Here is a 17737-nt window from a genome sequence, read left to right on the forward strand (position 1 = left end):
GCCCCGGCGGGCCCGGTGCGAGCCCCGCACGGGCGCCACCGGGCGCCCCCGCGGGTTCCGGGCGGCCCCCGCACGAGGCTCCGCCGGGCGGGGCCCGGTCAGGCCGGGCGGCGGGTCAGGGACAGCAGGTCGCGGGCCGGGCCGGCCGGGCGGGCGCCCGTCGGCCACACTGCCCGCAGGGCCCGCGCCAGCCCGGCCCCGGCCACCGGTACCTCCACCAGCCGCCGCGACGCCAGCTCGTCCCCCACCGCCAGCTCCGACAGCACGCACGGCCCCGCCCCGCTCAGCGCCGCCGACTTCACCGCGGTGGTGGACGCCAGCTCCAGCAAGGGCTGCGCCAGCCCCCCTGACGCGGCCAGCGCCGCGTCCAGGACCTGCCGGGTCCCCGACCCCCGCTCCCGCAGGATCAGCGGGGTCGCCGCCAGCTCCGCGGCCTCCACCCCGCGCGAGCGCCGCGCCCACGCGTGCCCCGGCGCCACCGCCACCACGAGCCGGTCCTGCGCGATGACCACCGAGTCCAGACCCTCGGGCACGGACAGCCCCTCCACGAACCCCAGGTCCGCCTCGTGCGCGAGGACCAGCTCGGCCACGATCGCCGAGTTCCCCGCGTGCAGCGACACCGCCGTCCCCGGCCGCTGCCCCCGCAGTGCGATCAGCCACCCGGGCAGCAGGTACTCCGCGATCGTCATGCTGGCCGCGACCCGCAGCCGCGAATCCCGCTGCCCCCGCAGCGCCTGCGCGCCCACGTCGAAGGCCTCGGCCGCCTCCACCACCCGCCGCGCCCAGTCCGTGACGAGCGCCCCCTGCGCCGTCAGCGTCGAGCCGCGCGGCGAACGGTCCACCAGCGCCACCCCGAGCCGGGTCTCCATCGCCCGGATCCGGCTGCTCGCCGCCGGCTGGGTGATGCCCAGCCCCCGGGCCGCCCCGCTCAGGCTGCCGACCCGCGCGACCGCGAGCAGCAGCTCGAGCGCGCCCAGGTCCGGCACCCGGTGCGCCAGCGGCACCACTTCCTCGTTACCCATAAATGCAGTTTATGCCGTCATACGAAACCACCCCCTGGCCCGGCCCGCCCCCGGACCCGAGGCTGGGCCCATGGCCACCACCCGCGTGCTACCCCGCACCACCCCCGCACCCGCGCACCCCGCCCACAAGGCCGCCGCGCTCCGCCACCTCGGTCCCAACTGGTACGCCTGCGTCATGGGCACGGCGATCGTCGCCAACGCGGGCGCCACCCTCCCCCACCAGCTCCCCGGACAGCGCGTGGCCTGCCAGCTCGTATGGGCGCTGTCCGCCGTGGCCCTCGCCGCCTTGCTCACCGCACGCGCCGGGCACTGGCTCCACCACCGCGACCAGGCGCGGACCCACCTCCTCGACCCCGCCGTGGCACCCTTCTACGGCTGCCTGGCGATGGCCCTGCTGGCCGTCGGCGCCGGCACCCTGCTCGTCGGCAAGGACCTCATCGGCACCCCGGCGGCCGTCGCCGCCGACACCGTGCTGTACACCGCCGGGACCGTGATCGGCCTGCTGATGGCCGTACTGGTCCCCTACCTGATGGTGGTGCGGCACCGGATCGAGCCGGGCCAGGCCACCCCCGTGTGGCTGCTGCCCCTGGTCTCCCCCATGGTCTCCGCCGCCGTGGGCCCCCTGCTCATCCCCCACCTGCCCGCCGGCCAGGCCCGCGAGGCGATGCTGCTGGGCTGCTACGCCCTGTTCGGCGTGAGCCTGCTGGCCACGCTGGTGATGCTGCCCCTGGTCTTCGGGCGCCTGGTCTTCAGCGGGCCGCTGCCCCTTGCGCTGACCCCGACCCTGTTCCTGGTCCTGGGTCCCCTCGGCCAGTCGACCACCGCCGTGAACCAGCTCTCCGACATGGCCCCGCTGTCGATCGGTGCGCCCTACGCCCACGCGTTCGGCGCCTTCGCCGTGGTCTACGGGGTGCCCGTGACGGGCTTCGCCCTGCTCTGGCTGGCCCTCGCCGCCGCGATGCTGGTCCGGGCGGCCCGGGCGGGCATGGGGTTCGCGATGACCTGGTGGGCGCTGACCTTCCCCGTCGGCACCTGCGTGACCGGTGCCACCGGCCTGGCCCGCCACACCGGCCTGACCGCCTTCTCCTGGCTGGCCACCGCCCTGTTCCTGACGCTGCTGACGACCTGGCTCGCCGCCACCGCCCACACCCTGCGCGGCCTGTTCACCGGCCGGCTGCTGCCCCGCTAGGCCGTCGCCGCCCCCAGGGCCTGCGACAGCACCGCCGGAGCCCGCACCAGCGAGGGCCCGTACCAGGTCAGATGCCGGCCGCTCACGAGCGCGGCCGGCAGGCCCGGGAAGGCCTCGGGGCCGTCCCCGGCCGTGAACCGGTACGGCTCGTCCGGCAGGACCACCAGGTCACAGCCCGCGGCGGCAGGCTCGTCCGGCCCGATCCGCGGATAGCGCCCGGCATGGCCGGCGTAGACGTTGATCACGCCGAGGCGGGCCAGGACGTCCCCGGCGAAGGTGTCCCGGCCCAGGACCATCCACGGCCGCCGCCACACCGGTACGACCGCGCGCACCGCGGGCAGCGGCACCACCCGGGCCCACGCCGCCTGGGCGTCGTCCAGCCAGCCCGGCCGCGCCAGCCCCAGCGCCCCGACCAGCACGCGTTCCAGTTCGGTGAAGGCCTGCGGCAGCGTACGGACCTCGGTGACCAGCACCCGCACCCCGGCGGCCTCCAGCGCGGCGAGGTCCGCGGGCCGGTTCTCCTCCTCGTTGGCTATGACCAGGTCCGGACGCAGCCCGATGATCGCGGGCACGTCGGGGTTCTTCGTCCCGCCGATCCGTACCGCGTCCGCGAGGTCCCCGGGGTGCGTGCACCAGTCGGTGACCCCGACGAGCCGGCCCGGCGCGCTCACCGCCACCGCCTCCGTCAACGACGGCACCAGCGACACGACGCGCCGCACTGTGCTCAGTGCTCCGGCGAGGGCGGCTCGGACGTGGCGTGGATGTGCTCGCCCACCGCCACGACCAGGAGCCGGGTGTCCTCGCTCACGGCCCGCCAGCGGTGGCGCACACCGCCGGACAGGAACAGCGCGTCGCCGCTCTCCAGCCGGTACGCCCGCCCTTCGGCCTCCACCTGGCAGGCGCCCGCGACGACGTACATCAGCTCGTCGTTGCGGTGCTGGTACTCGCGGCCGGCGTCCTGGTCCCCGCTGAACTCCAGGGCGTGCAGTTGGTGGTGCCCCCGTACGAGGGGACGCACGCCCGGGGCGGGCGCCAGCCCGGAGTCGTCCCCGGCCCGTACCAGGTCCACCGTGCGCGCGGTGTCGGAGGCGGCCAGCAGTTCGACGGCGGTGGTCTCGAGGGCGTCCGCGACCCGCTCCAGGGAACGCATGCTGGGCCGGGCCCGCTCGTTCTCTATCTGGCTCAGGAAGGGGACGGACAGGCCGCTGCGGGCCGATACGACGGCAAGGGTCAGGTGCAGGGCGCGGCGCCGTTTGCGTACGGCGACGCCCACCCGAAGCGGTTGCTCCTTGGCGTCCTTCTCCTTCTCGTCCCTGCCGTCGGTGCCGATCTTGCCGTCCCTGCCGTCCTTGTCGTTCATGTCGGGGCTGCCCTCCCCTAGGGGGTTTCCGACGCGGGCCGGGGCCGGCCGGCCCGTGGTCCACTCGTCGCACATCGGTGTGCTGTAAGCACCTTACGCAGCAACCGCCCCCCAAATCGCGTTCACGGCAGGACCGGCCGCCGACGGCGGGCCGCCGGGGCGGCTGCGGCATCATCGTCAGCGTGACGACACGACGCCTGATGCTCCTGGACACCGCCTCCCTCTACTTCCGCGCGTACTTCGGCGTGCCGGACTCCGTGAAGGCCCCGGACGGCACACCCGTCAACGCCGTGCGCGGCCTGCTCGACTTCATCGGGCGGCTGGTCCAGGACCACCGCCCCGACGACCTGGTGGCCTGTATGGACGCCGACTGGCGGCCGCAGTGGCGAGTGGAGCTGATCCCCTCCTACAAGGCGCACCGGGTCGCGCAGGAGACGCCGGACGGCCCCGACGTGGAGGAGACGCCCGACACGCTGACCCCGCAGGTGCCGATCATCGAAGCGGCGCTGGACGCGTTCGGGATCGCGCGGGTGGGCGTCGCCGGGTACGAGGCGGACGACGTGATCGGCACCCTCACGGCCCGCGCCACGGGCCCGGTGGACATCGTCACGGGCGACCGGGACCTGTACCAGCTCATCGACGACGAGAAGCAGCGCCGCGTGCTGTACCCGCTCAAGGGCGTGGGCTCGCTCCAGCTCACGGACGAGGCGTGGCTGCGGGAGAAGTACGGGGTGGACGGGCCCGGCTACGCGGACCTGGCGCTGCTGCGCGGGGACCCGAGCGACGGCCTGCCGGGTGTCCCCGGGATCGGCGAGAAGACGGCGGCCAAGCTGCTGGACGCGTTCGGCGGCCTGCCGGGGATCATCGCGGCGATCGACGACCCGAGGTCGAAGCTGACCCCGACGCAGCGCAAGCGGCTGGACGAGTCCCGGCCCTACCTGGCGGTGGCCCCGAAGGTGGTCAAGGTCGCCCCGGACGTCCCGCTGCCCGCCTTCGACCCGGCGCTCCCGACGGCGCCGGCGCATCCTGAAATGGTCGAGGCGCTGGCCCGCCGATGGGGTCTGGGCGGAGCGGTGGCACGTCTGGGCAGCGCACTCCGGCGATGAGATGCTAACTTAGGGGAACCTAAGTTTCTGGGGAGTCAGGGGAGACGCCGTGGCAGAAGGACGCGCCCGCACAGTCGGCACCGCCGTCGTCGTACACACGGAGCGGCTGACGCCGCACATGGTGCGGGTGGTGCTGGGCGGTGACGGGCTGACCGGATTCGGCGCGGGCGAGTTCACCGACCACTACGTGAAGCTCCTCTTCGCCCCCGAGGGCGTCACCTACGCCACGCCCTGGGACCTGGAGCGGATCCGCGCCGAGCACCCGCGCGAGGAGTGGCCGCGCCAGCGCGCGTACACCGTCCGCAACTGGGACCCGGTACACGGGGAGCTGACCCTCGACTTCGTCGTACACGGCGACGAGGGCCTCGCCGGCCCCTGGGCGGCCTCCGTCCAGCCGGGCGAGGAGGTACGTTTCCTCGGCCCCGGCGGCGCGTACGCCCCGATGCCGACGGCGGGCTGGCACCTGCTGGCGGGTGACGAGAGCGCGCTGCCGGCGATCGGCGCGGCGATGGAGCGGATGCCGGCCGGCGCGGTGGTGCACGCGTTCGTGGAGATCGACGGACCCGCCGACCAGCAGAAGATCGCCACCCCGGACGGTGTCGTCCCGGTCTGGCTCCACCGCGGCGACCGCCCGATCGGCGAGGCCCTGGTGGAGGCGGTCTCGGCGCTGGAGTTCCCCTCCCGCGACGTGCACGCCTTCGTCCACGGCGAGGCGGGCTTCGTCAAGGACCTCCGCCACCACCTCCGCGTGACCCGCGGCATCCCCCGCGAACGCCTCTCGATCTCCGGCTACTGGCGCCTGGGCCAGACGGACGAGGCCTGGCGGGCGATCAAGCGCGACTGGAACGCCAAGGTAGAAGCCGAACAAGAACCCGCCGCAGCCGCCTGACCCCCAGGATCGCGGCGCCGGGCCACCCCACCCAGCCCCCGGCGTCACCTCCAGCCCCGCCGAAACTTGAGGCGCCGGACCACCCCATCCAGCCCCGCCGACACCTGAGGCGCGGGGCCGCCACTTCCAGCCCCGCGGCGTCACATCCGGCCCCGCCGGCGTCACATCCAGCCCCGCCGACACCTGAGGCGCCGGGCCGCCACCTCCAGCCCCGCCGGCGTTTGAGGCGCGGGGTCGCGGGGCGGAGCCCCGCAAAGCCCGGCGCAGCCGGGCCCGCTCCGCGCGACGGCGCCGCACCCACCCAGCCCCGCCGACGGAGGGGGCGCGGCGCCACCGTCACCGACGGCGCCCCGCGCAGCGATCACCCGGACCCCGTCCACCGGCGCACCTTCGCCCGCCGGTAGCCGCCCGGACAGGGCCTACGCTGGACCCCGATGAGACGCAGATCCCACATCCCTCCCGCACCCCTGCCCCAGCGGGCCGGCATCGACCCGGTCCGCCTGCGGCTGCCTCCCGACCCGGAGGGCCTGTGGCCGGACCTCGGCGCCTACCTCACCGCCCGCTACGCCGGCACCCGCGGCGCCGAGTCCATGGCGCGGCTGCTGGAATCGGGCCGGGTGCTGGGGCCCGGCGGCCGCGTCCTGCGCCCCCGGGACCCGTACGAGCCGGGCGCCTTCCTGTGGTTCCACCGGGACATGCCGCCCGAGCCGGTCGTGCCGTTCCCGATCCGCGTCGTCCACCGCGACGAGCACCTGCTGGTCGTGGACAAGCCGCACTTCCTGGCGACGACCCCGCGCGGCAGCCACGTCTTCCAGACCGCCTTGGCGCGGCTGCGCACCGAGCTGGACCTGCCCGCCCTCAGCCCGGCGCACCGCCTCGACCGGCTGACCGCCGGACTGGTGATGTTCAGCGTCCGCCCCGAGGACCGGGGCGCCTACCAGTCGCTGTTCGAGCAGCGGAAGGTGTTCAAGGAGTACGAGGCCGTCGCACACCACGATCCGCAGGTCCGCCTCCCGCGTACGGTGCGCAGCCGCATCGAGAAGGTCCGCGGTCAGATGGCGGCGGTGGAGGTCCCGGGCGCCGAACCCAATGCGGAGAGCGTCGTCGAACTCCTCGCCGCCCGCGGGGGGCTGGGCCGCTACCGGCTGACGCCGCACACCGGTCGCACCCACCAGCTGCGGGTGCACATGAACGCCCTTGGCCTGCCCATCCTCGGCGACCCGGTCTATCCGGTGGTCACCGCGGCCGCGGATCCGGCGGACTACCGGCGTCCGCTCCAGTTGCTGGCCCGGCGCCTCGCGTTCACCGACCCCCTGACCGGCGCCGCCCACAGCCTGGAGAGCGGGCTGACCCTGCAGGCCTGGGACGACCTGCCCGGCTGGGAAGGCGGCTCCTGAACCCGAACGGCCTCAGGGGCCCGACGGCTTCTCCCTGACCCCCGCGACCCGCAACGCCGCGTCCGCGGCCGCTTCCGCGAAGGCCGCGACCGGCCGCGCCGGGTCGGAGCGGTGGACGAGCATGACCCCCTCGATGAGGCCGAACACGAGGTCGTTGCGCAGGGCCAACCCGTCCCGGTCACCGGCCAGTTCGGCCCCGACGGAGGTGGCCCGCAACAACTCCCGGTACGCGTCGCGCAGTTCCGCGCGCATCCGGTGGAACCGGGTGAAGCGTGTTCCGCCCACCTCCGGCAACAGGTAGAGCGCGCCCAGGTTGTACGGGCCTCCGCACAGCAGCAGCACATCGGAGCGGCACAGCTCCCACAGCCGCCGCGCGGCGGGCAGTGCGGTATCGGCCAGCAGCCGGCGGGCCAGCGCCAGTGAGGGCGCGACCGTGGACTCCAGCAGCTCGGCGAGGAGTTCCTCCTTGCCCGCGAAGTAGTGGTACATCGTCGCCTGGCGCATTCCGGCCCGTTCGGCGACGGTCCGCGTGGTGGTCGCCGCGTAGCCCCGTACCGTGAACAGCTCGGCCGCCGCGCACAGGAGTTCCTCGCGCGGCGGTCGGCCGCTGTGCCGTCTGTGCTGATCGGCGCGTGGCCGACCGACCCGTCTCGGCCCTTCGTCCGTTCCCCCACTCATGTTTCGATCGTCGCACAGGACACGTTCGATCGATCATGGCAAGAGATGAGATCCGGCCCTCCCGCCTCTCGGAGGAAGACCCAAATCCGCTTAGCCGACGGAGCTGTAGGCCACGACACCCCGAAGCAGGGCGTCCACGGCCTTGCGGGCATTTCGCGCCACCGTGCTGCCGCTCTGCGAGGACGGCGGGGCGGAGGACGGGGGCGCCGCCGCCGCGATCTGCCCGAGCACGTCGATGACCTGCTTGCACCAGCGTACGAAGTCACCCGCGGGCATCTCCGCTTCGCGCAGCACCTCGTCCAGGCTCTTGTCGGACGCCCACTGGTAGGCGGCCCACGCGAAGCCGAGGTCCGGCTCGCGCTGGCCCACGCCCTCCGCCTGGTTGATGCGGTGTTCCTCCTCCAGCGCGTCGAGCCGGCCCCAGATCCGGACCATCTCGCCGAGCGCCGCCTTCGCCGCGCCGCCCGGCACCTTGGGCGCCACCGCGTCGTCGGACTGGCGGGCCTCGAACACCAGCGCCGAGACGCAGGCGGCCAGTTCGGCCGGGTTCAGCCCCTCCCACACGCCCTCGCGCAGGCATTCGGACGCCAGCAGGTCCAGCTCCCCGTACAGCCGGGCGAGCCGCTTGCCGTGCACGGTGACCTCGTCCTCGCGCAGGTAGTCCAGCTCGGTCAGCAGCGCGTGGATCCGGTCGAAGGTGCGGGCGATGGTGTTCGTGCGCCCCTCGATGCGCCGTTCCAGCTGCACGGTGTCACGCTTGAGCCGGTGGTAGCGCTCCGCCCAGCGGGCGTGGTCCTCGCGCTCGTCACAGCCGTGGCAGGGGTGCGCCCGCAGTTCGGCGCGCAGCCGGGCGATCTCGCGGTCGTCGGCCGCCGCGGCCCGCCCGCGTCCCCGCCGTTCGGGGACTATGTGCCCGGCCTTGGCCCGCAGGGCCGAAGCCAGGTCCCGACGGGACTGCGGGGAGCGCGGGTTGAAGGTCTTGGGGATCCGCATCCGGTCGATGGCTTCCACCGGGACCGGGAAGTCGATCGCGGCGAGCCGCTTGACCTGCCGCTCCACGGTGAGCACCAGCGGCCGCGGCCCCTCGGTGTACTCGTACCCGCGGTGGCCGTTGGACCGCCCGGCCGGCATGCCCGGGTCCAGGACGAGCGCGAGCCCGGCGAACTTGCCGGTCGGCACGTGGATGACATCGCCCGGCTTGAGCTTCTCCAGCGAGCCGGCCGCCTGCACCCGCCGCTGCGCCGCGCCCTGCTTGGCGAGCTCCGTCTCGCGGTCCTTGAGGTCGCGGCGCAGCCGCGCGTACTCCTCGAAGTTCCCGAGGTGGCAGGTCATGCCCTCCCGGTAGCCGTCCAGACCCTCTTCGTTGCGCTGCACCTGCCGGGAGATGCCGACGACCGAGCGGTCCGCCTGGAACTGGGCGAACGAGGTCTCCAGCAGCTCGCGCGAGCGGTGCCGCCCGAACTGCTGCACCAGGTTCACGGCCATGTTGTACGAGGGCTTGAAGCTGGAGCGCAGCGGATACGTACGGGTGCCGGCGAGCCCGGCGAGCGCCACCGGGTCCATGCCGCGCTGCCACAGCACCACCGCGTGGCCCTCGACGTCGATGCCGCGCCGCCCGGCCCGGCCGGTGAGCTGCGTGTACTCGCCGGGGGTGATGTCGGCGTGCTGCTCGCCGTTCCACTTGACCAGCTTCTCCAGGATCACCGTGCGCGCGGGCATGTTGATGCCGAGCGCGAGGGTCTCGGTGGCGAAGACGGCCTTGACCAGGCCGCGGACGAAGAGTTCCTCCACGACCTCCTTGAAGGTCGGCAGCATGCCGGCGTGGTGCGCGGCGATGCCCCGCTCCAGCCCTTCGAGCCATTCGTAGTACCCGAGGACGTGCAGGTCCTCGGTGGGGATGGAGGAGGTCCGTTCCTCGACGATCTCCCGGACCCGCAGGCGGGCGCCGTCGTCGTTGAGCCGCAGCCCTGCGTACAGGCACTGCTGGACGGCGGCCTCGCAGCCGGCCCTGCTGAAGATGAAGTTGATGGCGGGGAGCAGGTCCTCGTTGTCGAGGCGGGCGATGACCTCGGGCCGGCTCGGGGTCCAGATCCGGCCGCGGGAGCGCCGCTCGCGCTCGCGGTCCGCTTCGCGGACCATCTTGCCGCGCCGCCGCTCCTTCGGGTTGTACGTGCGGCTGTTCTCCTCCCGCGCCATGCGCAGCAGGTCGGGGTTGACCTCGCGGCGCGCGGAGCCGCGGCCGCCGTGGTCGGACTCCTCTTCGAAGAGGTCGTAGACCTTGCGGCCGGCCATGACGTGCTGCCACAGCGGCACGGGCCGCTCCTCGGAGACGATCACCTCGGTATCGCCGCGCACGGTGTCGAGCCAGTCGCCGAACTCCTCGGCGTTGGACACGGTGGCGGAGAGCGAGACCAGGGTCACCGACTCCGGGAGGTGGATGATCACTTCCTCCCAGACGGCTCCGCGGAACCGGTCGGAGAGGTAGTGCACCTCGTCCATGACCACGTAGCCGAGGCCGAGCAGCGACTGGGAGCCCGCGTAGAGCATGTTGCGGAGCACCTCGGTGGTCATCACGACCACCGGCGCCTCGGAGTTGACGCTGTTGTCGCCGGTCAGCAGGCCGACCTTGTCGGCGCCGTAGCGCTTGACGAGGTCGGCGTACTTCTGGTTGGACAGCGCCTTGATCGGCGTGGTGTAGAAGCACTTGCGGCCCTGCCGCAGCGCGAGGTGCACGGCGAATTCGCCGACGATGGTCTTGCCCGACCCGGTGGGGGCGGCGACGAGGACGCCCTTGCCCGACTCCAGGGCCCGGCAGGCCTCGACCTGGTACGGATCCAGGCCGAATTCGTACATCTTGCGGAAGGGAGCCAGGGCGGTGGCCTCTTCGGCGGCGCGGATCCGGGCGGCGGCGTACCGCTGCGCGGGTGAGAGTTCTTCGGTCATCTTGTCTTCGAGCCTACCCGCCGCCTGTGACAACAGTCGGATCTTTAACGGGAGCCCGATGACCGGCCCGACGACCGGCCCGATGACCGGGCCGGGCGGCCCGGGAACCGTCAGGTCGCGTCGTCGTACCCGTTGATCCGTTCACGCCCGCCGTCGGCCTGCCCGGGCAGGGCCGAGGGGGCCGGGGCCGCCTCCACCGCTCCGATGGGCGCGGGCGTCAGGTCCAGTACGGAGGCCTCGTCGTCGTCCAGGCCCGCGTCGGGGTTGCGGCGCTTGCGCCTGCGGTCGTTGATCAGGCAGAGGCCCAGCGCGACGAAGTACAGGGCGATGATCGGGGCGGCCAGCGACATCATGGTGAGCGGGTCACCGGTGGGCGTCGCGAACGCCGCGAAGATCGTGATGCCGAGCACCATGATCCGCCACCAGCTCGCCAGCCGCTTCGCGGTCAGCATACCGGTGAAGTTGAGCAGGATCAGCAGCAGCGGCAGCTCGAAGGCCAGGCCGAACACCACGACCATGCGCGTGACGAGGTCGAGGTAGTCGTCGACCGGCAGCAGGTTGCGCGCGTTGTCGGGGGTGAACTCCAGCAGGATCATCGCGGTCTGCGGAAGGATCTTGTACGCGAGGACGGCGCCGGCGGCGAACAGCGGCGCTCCGGCCGCGACGAAGCCGACGGCGTACTTCTTCTCGTGGCTGTGCAGACCCGGGGCGACGAACGCCCACAGCTGGTAGAGCCACACCGGTGCGGACAGCACCACACCGGCGGTGAGCGAGACCTTGAGGGCGATCGAGAACGGTGCGATGAGACCGTTCACGGTCATGTCGGCGCAGGGACGGCCGTTGCGCTGCGAGACCACCCCGTTGGTACAGCCCACGGAGTCCAGCATCGGCTTGAGCATGAAGTCGATGAGGTCCTTGTAGAAGAAGGCCGCCACCACGGTGATCACGAGGATCGCCAGGACCGACTTCATCAGGCGGTTTCTCAGCTCACGCAGGTGCTCGACAAGGGGCATCCGCCCTTCGGCGTCCTTGTGCGCTTGACCCTGCTTGCGGGCAGACTTGAGCAACCCACGTCCCTTGTCTCGTTGCAGATGACTGGCGTGACCGGTGCGGCCGCGGGCCGTCAGCCCTGGGTGGTGCGGTTCGGCTCGCCGACCGGACGGGCGCTGGTGACGTCACCGGGAGAGGCCTGGATGGTGCGCGGAGCGGCCGGCTGCTGCGGGGCCTGGTCCGCGACGGGGGCGGCGGCGGCTTCCTCGGCCTGGCCGTCCTGCTTCATCGCCTTGGCCTCGCTCTTGAGGATGCGGGCCGACTTGCCGAGGGAGCGCGCCATGTCGGGGAGCTTCTTGGCGCCGAACAGCAGGAAGATCACGGCGATGATCAGGAGGATCTCAAGAGGCTTCAGATTGCCGATCATGGGCTGACTTCCTTCTCACCGAAACGGCTGGTTGGGTGGCGGGCGGGCCGGGACGAGGATCCCGCCACCGCTCCTGCATGGATCGTAACCCCCAGGGGTTAACGCCCGGCAATGCCCCGGGGTCGTCCCGGCCCCGAGGGGGGTGGGCGGACCCGGGTCGGTGCGGGGATGGTACGGCCCCGTACGCCAGGTTGCTACGAGGGTACGCCTACCGGCTCGCCGCCCGGCCGGCCCTGGCCAGGTCCGAGGCGGCCCGTTCCAGGTCGCCCGCGGCCTCGGTGACCCGGCGGCTGGCCTCGGCCACCTGGGCCGACAGCCGCCGCACCTCCAGGAAGACCCGCACGGCCGGCACCGCCAGCACGACGAGACCGAGGAAACCCAGGGCAATTGCGAGCATCGGCCACAGCATGGGAGGAGCCTAGCGCCGGCACCGCCTCACACGCTGCGCAGGGTGCTCACCCCGCCGCCCGTCAGCAGCTCCACGATCCGTTCCCCGGCGGGCTTGCGCACCTGCGCCCCGCACTGGGGGCAGGTGAACGAGTAGAACGTGCTGCGGCGGCTGCCGCCGATCGCCAGGCGCAGCGCGCCCGCCGCGAGCTCGAAACGCCCCCGGCACTGCGGGCACCCCGCCTTGAAGGTGACCGGACCGCCCCCCGGTGATGACGGCATCGCTCCCCCTAGCCCTGTTCCCCGTATCCCGCGAGTGCCGCTCGTGCGGCGCTGCACGCGCTCTCCGCCAGCTCCGGGGGCGACACGATCCGCCCCTCCCGGCCCAGCCGCAGCGCGAGGCGGCGCAGCGAGGCCGGATCGGGGCTGCGCAGGGTGATCCGCAGGCCGCCCCCGGCCAGCTCCTCGGCACTGTCGTGCGGGTAGTACTCGGCGACCCAGCGCCCGCCGGGCCCGACCTCGACCACGACTTCCGGGTCCTCCGCGGCCGGCTGGACCAGCCCCTCGGACAGGTCGCGCGGCTCGATCGCGGGCGGCTCGGCCCGCTCGTCCAGCAGCCGGATCTCCGCGACCCGGTCCAGGCGGAAGGTGCGCCGGGCCTCGGACAGGTGGCACCACCCCTCCATGTACGTGTGGCCCACCGCGAACAGCCTGATCGGGTCGACCTTGCGCTCGGTCAGCTCGTCCCGGGCGGGCGAGTAGTAGCGCAGCCACAGTCGGCGGCGCTCCGCGATGGCCCGGTCCACGTCCGCGAAGACCCCGCCCTCGGACTCGAACGTCACCGACAGCCGGGAGCTGGCCCCCGCCGCCTCGCCCGCGGCCGCTTCCAGCTTCGCGGTGGCCCGCAGCAGCGCGTCCCGGTCGCTCGCGCGCAGCCCGGGCAGGGTCGCCACCGCGCGGGCGGCGACCAGCAGCGCGGTCGCCTCGTCGGCGGCCAGCCGCAGCGGCTCCGCCGTCGACTCCCCCGACGCGTCGGGGTTGCGCCACCAGATGCGCTCCCCGTCGGTGTCGATGTCGAGCAGGTCCCCGCCCCGGAAGCTGGTCCCGCACATGGGCAGCACGTCGAGGTCCGAGATCAGCTCGTCCTCGGTGATCCCGAAGGCGCGCGCGACGTCGGCGACGTGCGCCCCGGGGCGTTCGCGCAGATACGTCACCAGGGACAGCATCCGGCGGGTCTGGTCAATGGCGTTCGCAGCCATGCTGGTACGTCTCCCCCTCAGGGCGTGCGTTCATGACATCCGAGCGGTACGGAAATTCCCCGGCGCCGCTCCCGCCGCGGCCCGGTCAGCCGAGCGCGACCGCGCGCAGCCGGTCCACCACGTCCGCCCGCAGGTCCGCGGGCTCCACCACCACCACGTCCGGGCCGAACTCCACCAGCCAGGCGTCCAGGCCGTGCCCGTACGGGATCTCCAGCTCGTCCCAGCCGTCGGCGCCCTCCTTGACGGAGGTGGCCTTGGCGCGCAGCGGGTACCCGGCCCCGGCGCGCAGCCGGATCCGCGCCGTGCGCTCCGCGCTCTCCCCGGCCCAGCGCGCCACGGTCTCCCGCACCGTCACCACGTCCGGCACCGGCGCCGTGTACTTCCCGGCCCGCGAGCGGACCTTGCCGGTGATCCGCGACAGCCGGAACACCCGCTCCGCCCCGCGGTCGCGGTCGAAGCCCGCCAGGTACCAGTGGCCCCGCCAGCATTCCAGCGCCCACGGCTCGACCTGCCGCGTCGCGGGGTGCGCGGCGGTCGACTTGCGGTAGTCGAACACCACCGGCCGCCGGTCCCGGCAGGCCAGCATCAGCGGCTCGAAGGCCGCCTCGTGGACCGGGATGCGCGGCTCGATCGCGCTGTGCTGGCCCTCGTACGGATCACCGGCCTCCGGCATCCCGCCCGCCCGCAGCTTCTGCAGCGCCCCGCTCGCGGCGCCCGCCAGCCGGGCCTGCTGCCACACCTTGGCCGCGAGCCCGAGGGCCGCGGCCTCCTCGGCGTCCAGGGAGACCGGCGGAAGCCGGTTGCTGTCCCGGCGGGCCAGGTAGCCGGTCTCGCCCTCCAGGTTCTCCACCGTCTCGATCACCAGGCCGAGTTCCCGCAGATCGTCCTTGTCCCGCTCGAACATGCGGTTGAAGGACTCGTCGTTCCCCGCCTCCAGGTACGCCTCGATGGAACCCCGCAGCTCACGCTTGCTCAGCGGCCTGCGGGTCCCCAGCAGGCACAGCGCCAGGTTCATCAGCCGCTCGGCCTTGGCAATCGCCATCGACGCCCTTCCGCCCTTCCCGACGTACACCCGCCGGCGTACACACCCGTGACCGTTGACCGTACCGCCCCGGAGGTCCCCGGCAAAAGCGAGGGCCCCCGCCTCACGGCAGGGGCCCCGACGGTGTGACGGCGCGTCGCTCAGGCGGCCATCAGGTCGCACACGAAGATCAGCGTCTCGCCCGGGGCGATCACGCCGCCGCCCGCGCCACGGTCACCGTACGCGAGGTCCGCCGGGATCGTGATCTTGCGGCGGCCGCCGACCTTCATGCCCTGGACACCCTGGTCCCAGCCCTTGATGACCTGGCCGACACCCAGCTGGAACTCCAGCGCGCTGCCGCGGTTCCAGGAGGCGTCGAACTCCTCGCCGGTCGAGAACGCCACACCCACGTAGTGGACCTTGACGAACGCACCGACCTTGGCCTCGGCGCCGTCGCCCACCCAGATGTCCTCGACCACGAGCTCGGTCGGGGCGGGGCCCTCGGGGAAGTCGATCTCGGGCTTTTCGAGCTTGTCGCTCACGGAACTGCTCCTCATACGAACCAACAGGAGGCGCCCCCGGCCGGAGCCGGGGAAACCGGAACCAGTCTTACATCACCGACAGGATGTCCAGACTGAACACCAGAGTCGAATTCGCCGGGATCGTCCCCTGCTCCTTGTCGCCGAACGCCTGGTCCGGCGGGATCACCAGCAGGATCCGGCTGCCGGCCTTCTTGCCCAGGATGCCGTCCTTGAGACCCTTGACCGACAGGTCGGACATCGGCCACGGCACCACCGAGTCGGTGGCGTACGTGCTCTCGAAGGTCTTGTCGTCCTTCCACGTCTTCCCGTTGAACTTCACCACGACCGTGTCGGTGTCCTTCACGACCGGGCCGTCACCCTCCAGGACGTAGTTCGAGACCAGCTTCCCGGGCGCCGCGGTGTCCTTCGGGATGGTCACGGACACTTCCTTGCCGTCCGTGTTCGTACCGATCTTCGGCAGGTCCTTGTTGTCCTGCGGGACTTCCTTGCCCGTCGCCGAAACCGGGACGGTCGTCCCCTTGACGATGTCCACCACGAACACGAGCGTCGCGTTCGGCTTGATCTTCTCGCCCGAACCCTGCGCGCCGTAACCGAGGTCCGGCGGGATCACCAGCTCGACCCGGCTGCCGACCTTCTGCCCCTGCAGACCCTGGTCCCAGCCCTTGATGACCTGGCCCGCGCCGAGGGTCACGTCGAACGTCTTGCCCTTGCTGAAGCTCTCGTCAAAGGGCTCCTTGCCGTCCCACACCTGCCCGTAGTAATTGACCTGGGCGATGTCCTTGGCCTTGAGCACCGGGCCCTTGCCCTCGCTCACGACCACCACCTTCAATTCCTTCGGCGGGTCACCCTTCCCCTTCGACAGGGTCGGCTTCTCCCCGAACTTGGCGCCCTTCGTGATCGCGGGCGCCCCGTTCTGCATCTGGGCGGAGTCGGAGCCGCTGTCGTCACCGCAGGCTGCCGTCGTCAGCAGCAGAAGGGGTACGACCAGCAGGCCGGCAAGTCGGCGCACGTGTTCCTCAGATCTCAGACGGCAACGCGGTCGCCCGCCACTCTAAGGCGTGGACAGGGCCCCGTACGAGATACGAACGGGGCCCCGGCCAAGATCAGTGAGATGTCACACTTTGACGCCACCCACCGGCACCTACATACCGGCGATCAGCTTCTCCACCCGGTCGTCCACCGACCGGAACGGGTCCTTGCACAACACCGTCCGCTGCGCCTGGTCGTTCAGCTTGAGGTGCACCCAGTCGACGGTGAAGTCCCGCCGCTGCTCCTGCGCCCGGCGGATGAAATCGCCGCGCAGCCGCGCCCGCGTCGTCTGCGGGGGCACCGACTTGCCCTCGAAGATCTTGAGGTCGTTGCAGATCCGGGCCGCCTGCCCCTTGCGCTCCAGCAGGTAGTACAGCCCGCGCCGGCGGTGGATGTCGTGGTACGCGAGGTCTATCTGGGCGACCCGCGGGTTCGACATCGTCATGTTGTGCTTGCCCCGGTACCGCTCGATGAGCTGGTACTTCATGACCCAGTCGATCTCGGTCCCGATCCGGTCCAGGTCCTCCGCCTCGATCGCGTCGAGGGTACGGCCCCACAGCTCCAGCACCTGCTCCACGACACCCGTACGGATACCCCGCCGCTCCGCGAAGTCCAGCGCCTTGTCGTAGTACTCCCGCTGGATCTCCAGCGCCGAGGCCTCGCGCCCGCTGGCCAGCCGCACCTTGCGCTGACCGGTGATGTCATGGCTGACCTCGCGGATCGCCCGGATCGGGTTCTCCAAGGTCAGGTCCCGCATCACGGTCCCCGCCTCGATCATCCGCAGCACCAGGTCCGTGGCACCCACCTTGAGCAGCATGGTCGTCTCGGACATGTTCGAGTCCCCGACGATCACGTGCAGCCGGCGGTAGCGCTCGGCGTCCGCGTGCGGCTCGTCCCGCGTGTTGATGATCGGCCGGGACCGGGTGGTGGCCGAGCTGACACCCTCCCAGATGTGCTCGGCGCGCTGGCTCACGCAGTACACCGCGCCCCGGGGCGTCTGCAGCACCTTGCCCGCACCACAGATCAGCTGGCGCGTGACGAGGAACGGAATGAGGATGTCCGCCAGACGGGAGAATTCACCGTGCCGCGCCACGAGGTAGTTCTCGTGGCAGCCGTACGAATTGCCCGCCGAGTCGGTGTTGTTCTTGAAGAGGTAGACGTCGCCCGCGATCCCCTCCTCGTGCAGGCGGCGTTCGGCATCGACGAGCAGGCCTTCGAGAATGCGCTCGCCGGCCTTGTCGTGGGTGACCAGCTCGGTCAGGTTGTCGCATTCGGGAGTTGCATATTCCGGATGCGAACCCACGTCGAGGTAGAGGCGGGCGCCGTTCCGCAGGAAGACATTGCTGCTGCGGCCCCATGACACAACACGGCGGAAGAGGTAGCGCGCCACTTCGTCAGGTGACAGTCGGCGCTGTCCCCTGAACGTGCACGTGACGCCGTACTCGTTCTCCAGCCCGAAAATGCGGCGGTCCATGACTGAACATTACGCCTTCTGCCC

At 72.2% G+C, this 17737-nt stretch carries 18 protein-coding genes; 4 read left to right on the top strand and 14 right to left on the bottom strand.

Annotated elements, in window-relative coordinates:
• Positions 1 to 98: 98 nt before the first annotated feature.
• A complete protein-coding gene (locus tag OHA81_RS07165) occupies positions 99 to 1022 on the bottom strand; it encodes a LysR family transcriptional regulator (protein ID WP_329193852.1) in 924 nt (307 codons plus the stop codon).
• 70 nt (positions 1023 to 1092) lie between these two features.
• On the opposite strand from OHA81_RS07165, the gene OHA81_RS07170 reads away from it, so the two are divergent.
• On the top strand, positions 1093 to 2211 hold the full coding sequence (locus tag OHA81_RS07170) for a TDT family transporter (RefSeq protein ID WP_329193854.1): 1119 nt from the start codon (positions 1093 to 1095) through the stop codon (positions 2209 to 2211).
• On the opposite strand, the gene OHA81_RS07175 is transcribed toward OHA81_RS07170, so the two are convergent.
• Together OHA81_RS07175 and OHA81_RS07180 are read right to left on the bottom strand one after the other, a co-directional pair.
• Positions 2208 to 2918, bottom strand: coding sequence for a helical backbone metal receptor (locus tag OHA81_RS07175; RefSeq protein ID WP_329193857.1), 711 nt, complete (start codon positions 2916 to 2918; stop codon positions 2208 to 2210). The genes OHA81_RS07170 and OHA81_RS07175 overlap by 4 nt on opposite strands.
• 17 nt (positions 2919 to 2935) lie before the next feature.
• The gene (locus OHA81_RS07180; RefSeq protein WP_443056460.1) at positions 2936 to 3571 is read right to left on the bottom strand and encodes a helix-turn-helix domain-containing protein; all 636 of its coding nucleotides are present in this window, start codon (positions 3569 to 3571) and stop codon (positions 2936 to 2938) included.
• 200 nt (positions 3572 to 3771) lie between these two features.
• Here OHA81_RS07180 and OHA81_RS07185 point away from each other — a divergent pair, with 200 nt between their 5' ends.
• The 3 genes from OHA81_RS07185 (at position 3772) to OHA81_RS07195 (ending at position 6963) form a co-directional block, all read left to right on the top strand.
• Positions 3772 to 4677, top strand: coding sequence for a 5'-3' exonuclease (locus OHA81_RS07185; protein ID WP_329202055.1), 906 nt, complete (start codon positions 3772 to 3774; stop codon positions 4675 to 4677).
• Positions 4678 to 4726: 49 nt separating this feature from the next.
• Positions 4727 to 5566 carry a siderophore-interacting protein gene (locus OHA81_RS07190; RefSeq protein WP_329193858.1) on the top strand — a complete coding sequence of 280 codons (840 nt, stop codon included), beginning with the start codon at positions 4727 to 4729 and terminating at the stop codon, positions 5564 to 5566.
• A gap of 434 nt (positions 5567 to 6000) precedes the next feature.
• On the top strand, positions 6001 to 6963 hold the full coding sequence (locus OHA81_RS07195; protein ID WP_329193859.1) for a pseudouridine synthase: 963 nt from the start codon (positions 6001 to 6003) through the stop codon (positions 6961 to 6963).
• 12 nt (positions 6964 to 6975) lie between these two features.
• Here OHA81_RS07195 and OHA81_RS07200 read toward each other — a convergent pair whose 3' ends face one another.
• The 11 genes from OHA81_RS07200 to pafA all read right to left on the bottom strand — a co-directional run bounded on the left by OHA81_RS07200 (position 6976) and on the right by pafA (position 17713).
• Entirely contained in the window at positions 6976 to 7641 is a 666-nt protein-coding gene (locus OHA81_RS07200) for a TetR/AcrR family transcriptional regulator (protein ID WP_329193861.1), read from the bottom strand.
• 90 nt (positions 7642 to 7731) lie between these two features.
• Positions 7732 to 10584, bottom strand: a complete 2853-nt coding sequence (locus tag OHA81_RS07205; protein ID WP_329193862.1) for a DEAD/DEAH box helicase — start codon at positions 10582 to 10584, stop codon at positions 7732 to 7734.
• A 110-nt stretch (positions 10585 to 10694) separates the two neighbouring features.
• Positions 10695 to 11651 (bottom strand): twin-arginine translocase subunit TatC, encoded by a 957-nt coding sequence (tatC, locus tag OHA81_RS07210; RefSeq protein ID WP_329193864.1) that lies wholly within the window; start codon positions 11649 to 11651, stop codon positions 10695 to 10697.
• Between the two features lie 56 nt (positions 11652 to 11707).
• Positions 11708 to 12001: a Sec-independent protein translocase subunit TatA gene (gene tatA / locus OHA81_RS07215; RefSeq protein ID WP_329193866.1), complete on the bottom strand. Its 294-nt coding sequence runs from the start codon at positions 11999 to 12001 to the stop codon at positions 11708 to 11710.
• Positions 12002 to 12209: 208 nt separating this feature from the next.
• Entirely contained in the window at positions 12210 to 12410 is a 201-nt protein-coding gene (locus OHA81_RS07220) for a hypothetical protein (protein ID WP_329193868.1), read from the bottom strand.
• 26 nt (positions 12411 to 12436) lie between these two features.
• Positions 12437 to 12670, bottom strand: a complete 234-nt coding sequence (locus OHA81_RS07225) for a hypothetical protein (RefSeq protein ID WP_329193869.1) — start codon at positions 12668 to 12670, stop codon at positions 12437 to 12439.
• Positions 12671 to 12678: 8 nt separating this feature from the next.
• Positions 12679 to 13647: a helix-turn-helix transcriptional regulator gene (locus OHA81_RS07230; RefSeq protein WP_329193870.1), complete on the bottom strand. Its 969-nt coding sequence runs from the start codon at positions 13645 to 13647 to the stop codon at positions 12679 to 12681.
• 85 nt (positions 13648 to 13732) lie between these two features.
• The gene (locus OHA81_RS07235; RefSeq protein ID WP_329193872.1) at positions 13733 to 14689 is read right to left on the bottom strand and encodes a helix-turn-helix transcriptional regulator; all 957 of its coding nucleotides are present in this window, start codon (positions 14687 to 14689) and stop codon (positions 13733 to 13735) included.
• A gap of 140 nt (positions 14690 to 14829) precedes the next feature.
• On the bottom strand, positions 14830 to 15225 hold the full coding sequence (locus tag OHA81_RS07240; RefSeq protein ID WP_329193874.1) for an FKBP-type peptidyl-prolyl cis-trans isomerase: 396 nt from the start codon (positions 15223 to 15225) through the stop codon (positions 14830 to 14832).
• 52 nt (positions 15226 to 15277) lie between these two features.
• Positions 15278 to 16219 (bottom strand): FKBP-type peptidyl-prolyl cis-trans isomerase, encoded by a 942-nt coding sequence (locus OHA81_RS07245; RefSeq protein WP_329193876.1) that lies wholly within the window; start codon positions 16217 to 16219, stop codon positions 15278 to 15280.
• A 132-nt stretch (positions 16220 to 16351) separates the two neighbouring features.
• The gene (gene pafA, locus OHA81_RS07250; RefSeq protein ID WP_136211119.1) at positions 16352 to 17713 is read right to left on the bottom strand and encodes a Pup--protein ligase; all 1362 of its coding nucleotides are present in this window, start codon (positions 17711 to 17713) and stop codon (positions 16352 to 16354) included.
• Positions 17714 to 17737 lie beyond the last annotated feature (24 nt).

The sequence above is a fragment of the Streptomyces sp. NBC_00667 genome (assembly GCF_036226825.1).
Taxonomy (GTDB): domain Bacteria; phylum Actinomycetota; class Actinomycetes; order Streptomycetales; family Streptomycetaceae; genus Streptomyces.

Bases quoted from the DNA above. Each gene is read 5' to 3' on its own strand.
- OHA81_RS07230 (WP_329193870.1), bottom strand. From the start codon at position 13,647: ATGGCTGCGAACGCCATTGACCAGACCCGCCGGATGCTGTCCCTGGTG.
- pafA (WP_136211119.1), bottom strand. From the start codon at position 17,713: ATGGACCGCCGCATTTTCGGGCTGGAGAACGAGTACGGCGTCACGTGC.
- OHA81_RS07185 (WP_329202055.1), top strand. From the start codon at position 3,772: ATGCTCCTGGACACCGCCTCCCTCTACTTCCGCGCGTACTTCGGCGTG.
- OHA81_RS07195 (WP_329193859.1), top strand. From the start codon at position 6,001: ATGAGACGCAGATCCCACATCCCTCCCGCACCCCTGCCCCAGCGGGCC.
- OHA81_RS07165 (WP_329193852.1), bottom strand. From the start codon at position 1,022: ATGGGTAACGAGGAAGTGGTGCCGCTGGCGCACCGGGTGCCGGACCTG.
- OHA81_RS07225 (WP_329193869.1), bottom strand. From the start codon at position 12,670: ATGCCGTCATCACCGGGGGGCGGTCCGGTCACCTTCAAGGCGGGGTGC.
- OHA81_RS07205 (WP_329193862.1), bottom strand. From the start codon at position 10,584: ATGACCGAAGAACTCTCACCCGCGCAGCGGTACGCCGCCGCCCGGATC.
- OHA81_RS07170 (WP_329193854.1), top strand. From the start codon at position 1,093: ATGGCCACCACCCGCGTGCTACCCCGCACCACCCCCGCACCCGCGCAC.
- OHA81_RS07240 (WP_329193874.1), bottom strand. From the start codon at position 15,225: ATGAGGAGCAGTTCCGTGAGCGACAAGCTCGAAAAGCCCGAGATCGAC.
- tatA (WP_329193866.1), bottom strand. From the start codon at position 12,001: ATGATCGGCAATCTGAAGCCTCTTGAGATCCTCCTGATCATCGCCGTG.
- OHA81_RS07235 (WP_329193872.1), bottom strand. From the start codon at position 14,689: ATGGCGATTGCCAAGGCCGAGCGGCTGATGAACCTGGCGCTGTGCCTG.
- OHA81_RS07220 (WP_329193868.1), bottom strand. From the start codon at position 12,410: ATGCTGTGGCCGATGCTCGCAATTGCCCTGGGTTTCCTCGGTCTCGTC.
- OHA81_RS07180 (WP_443056460.1), bottom strand. From the start codon at position 3,571: ATGAACGACAAGGACGGCAGGGACGGCAAGATCGGCACCGACGGCAGG.
- OHA81_RS07200 (WP_329193861.1), bottom strand. From the start codon at position 7,641: ATGAGTGGGGGAACGGACGAAGGGCCGAGACGGGTCGGTCGGCCACGC.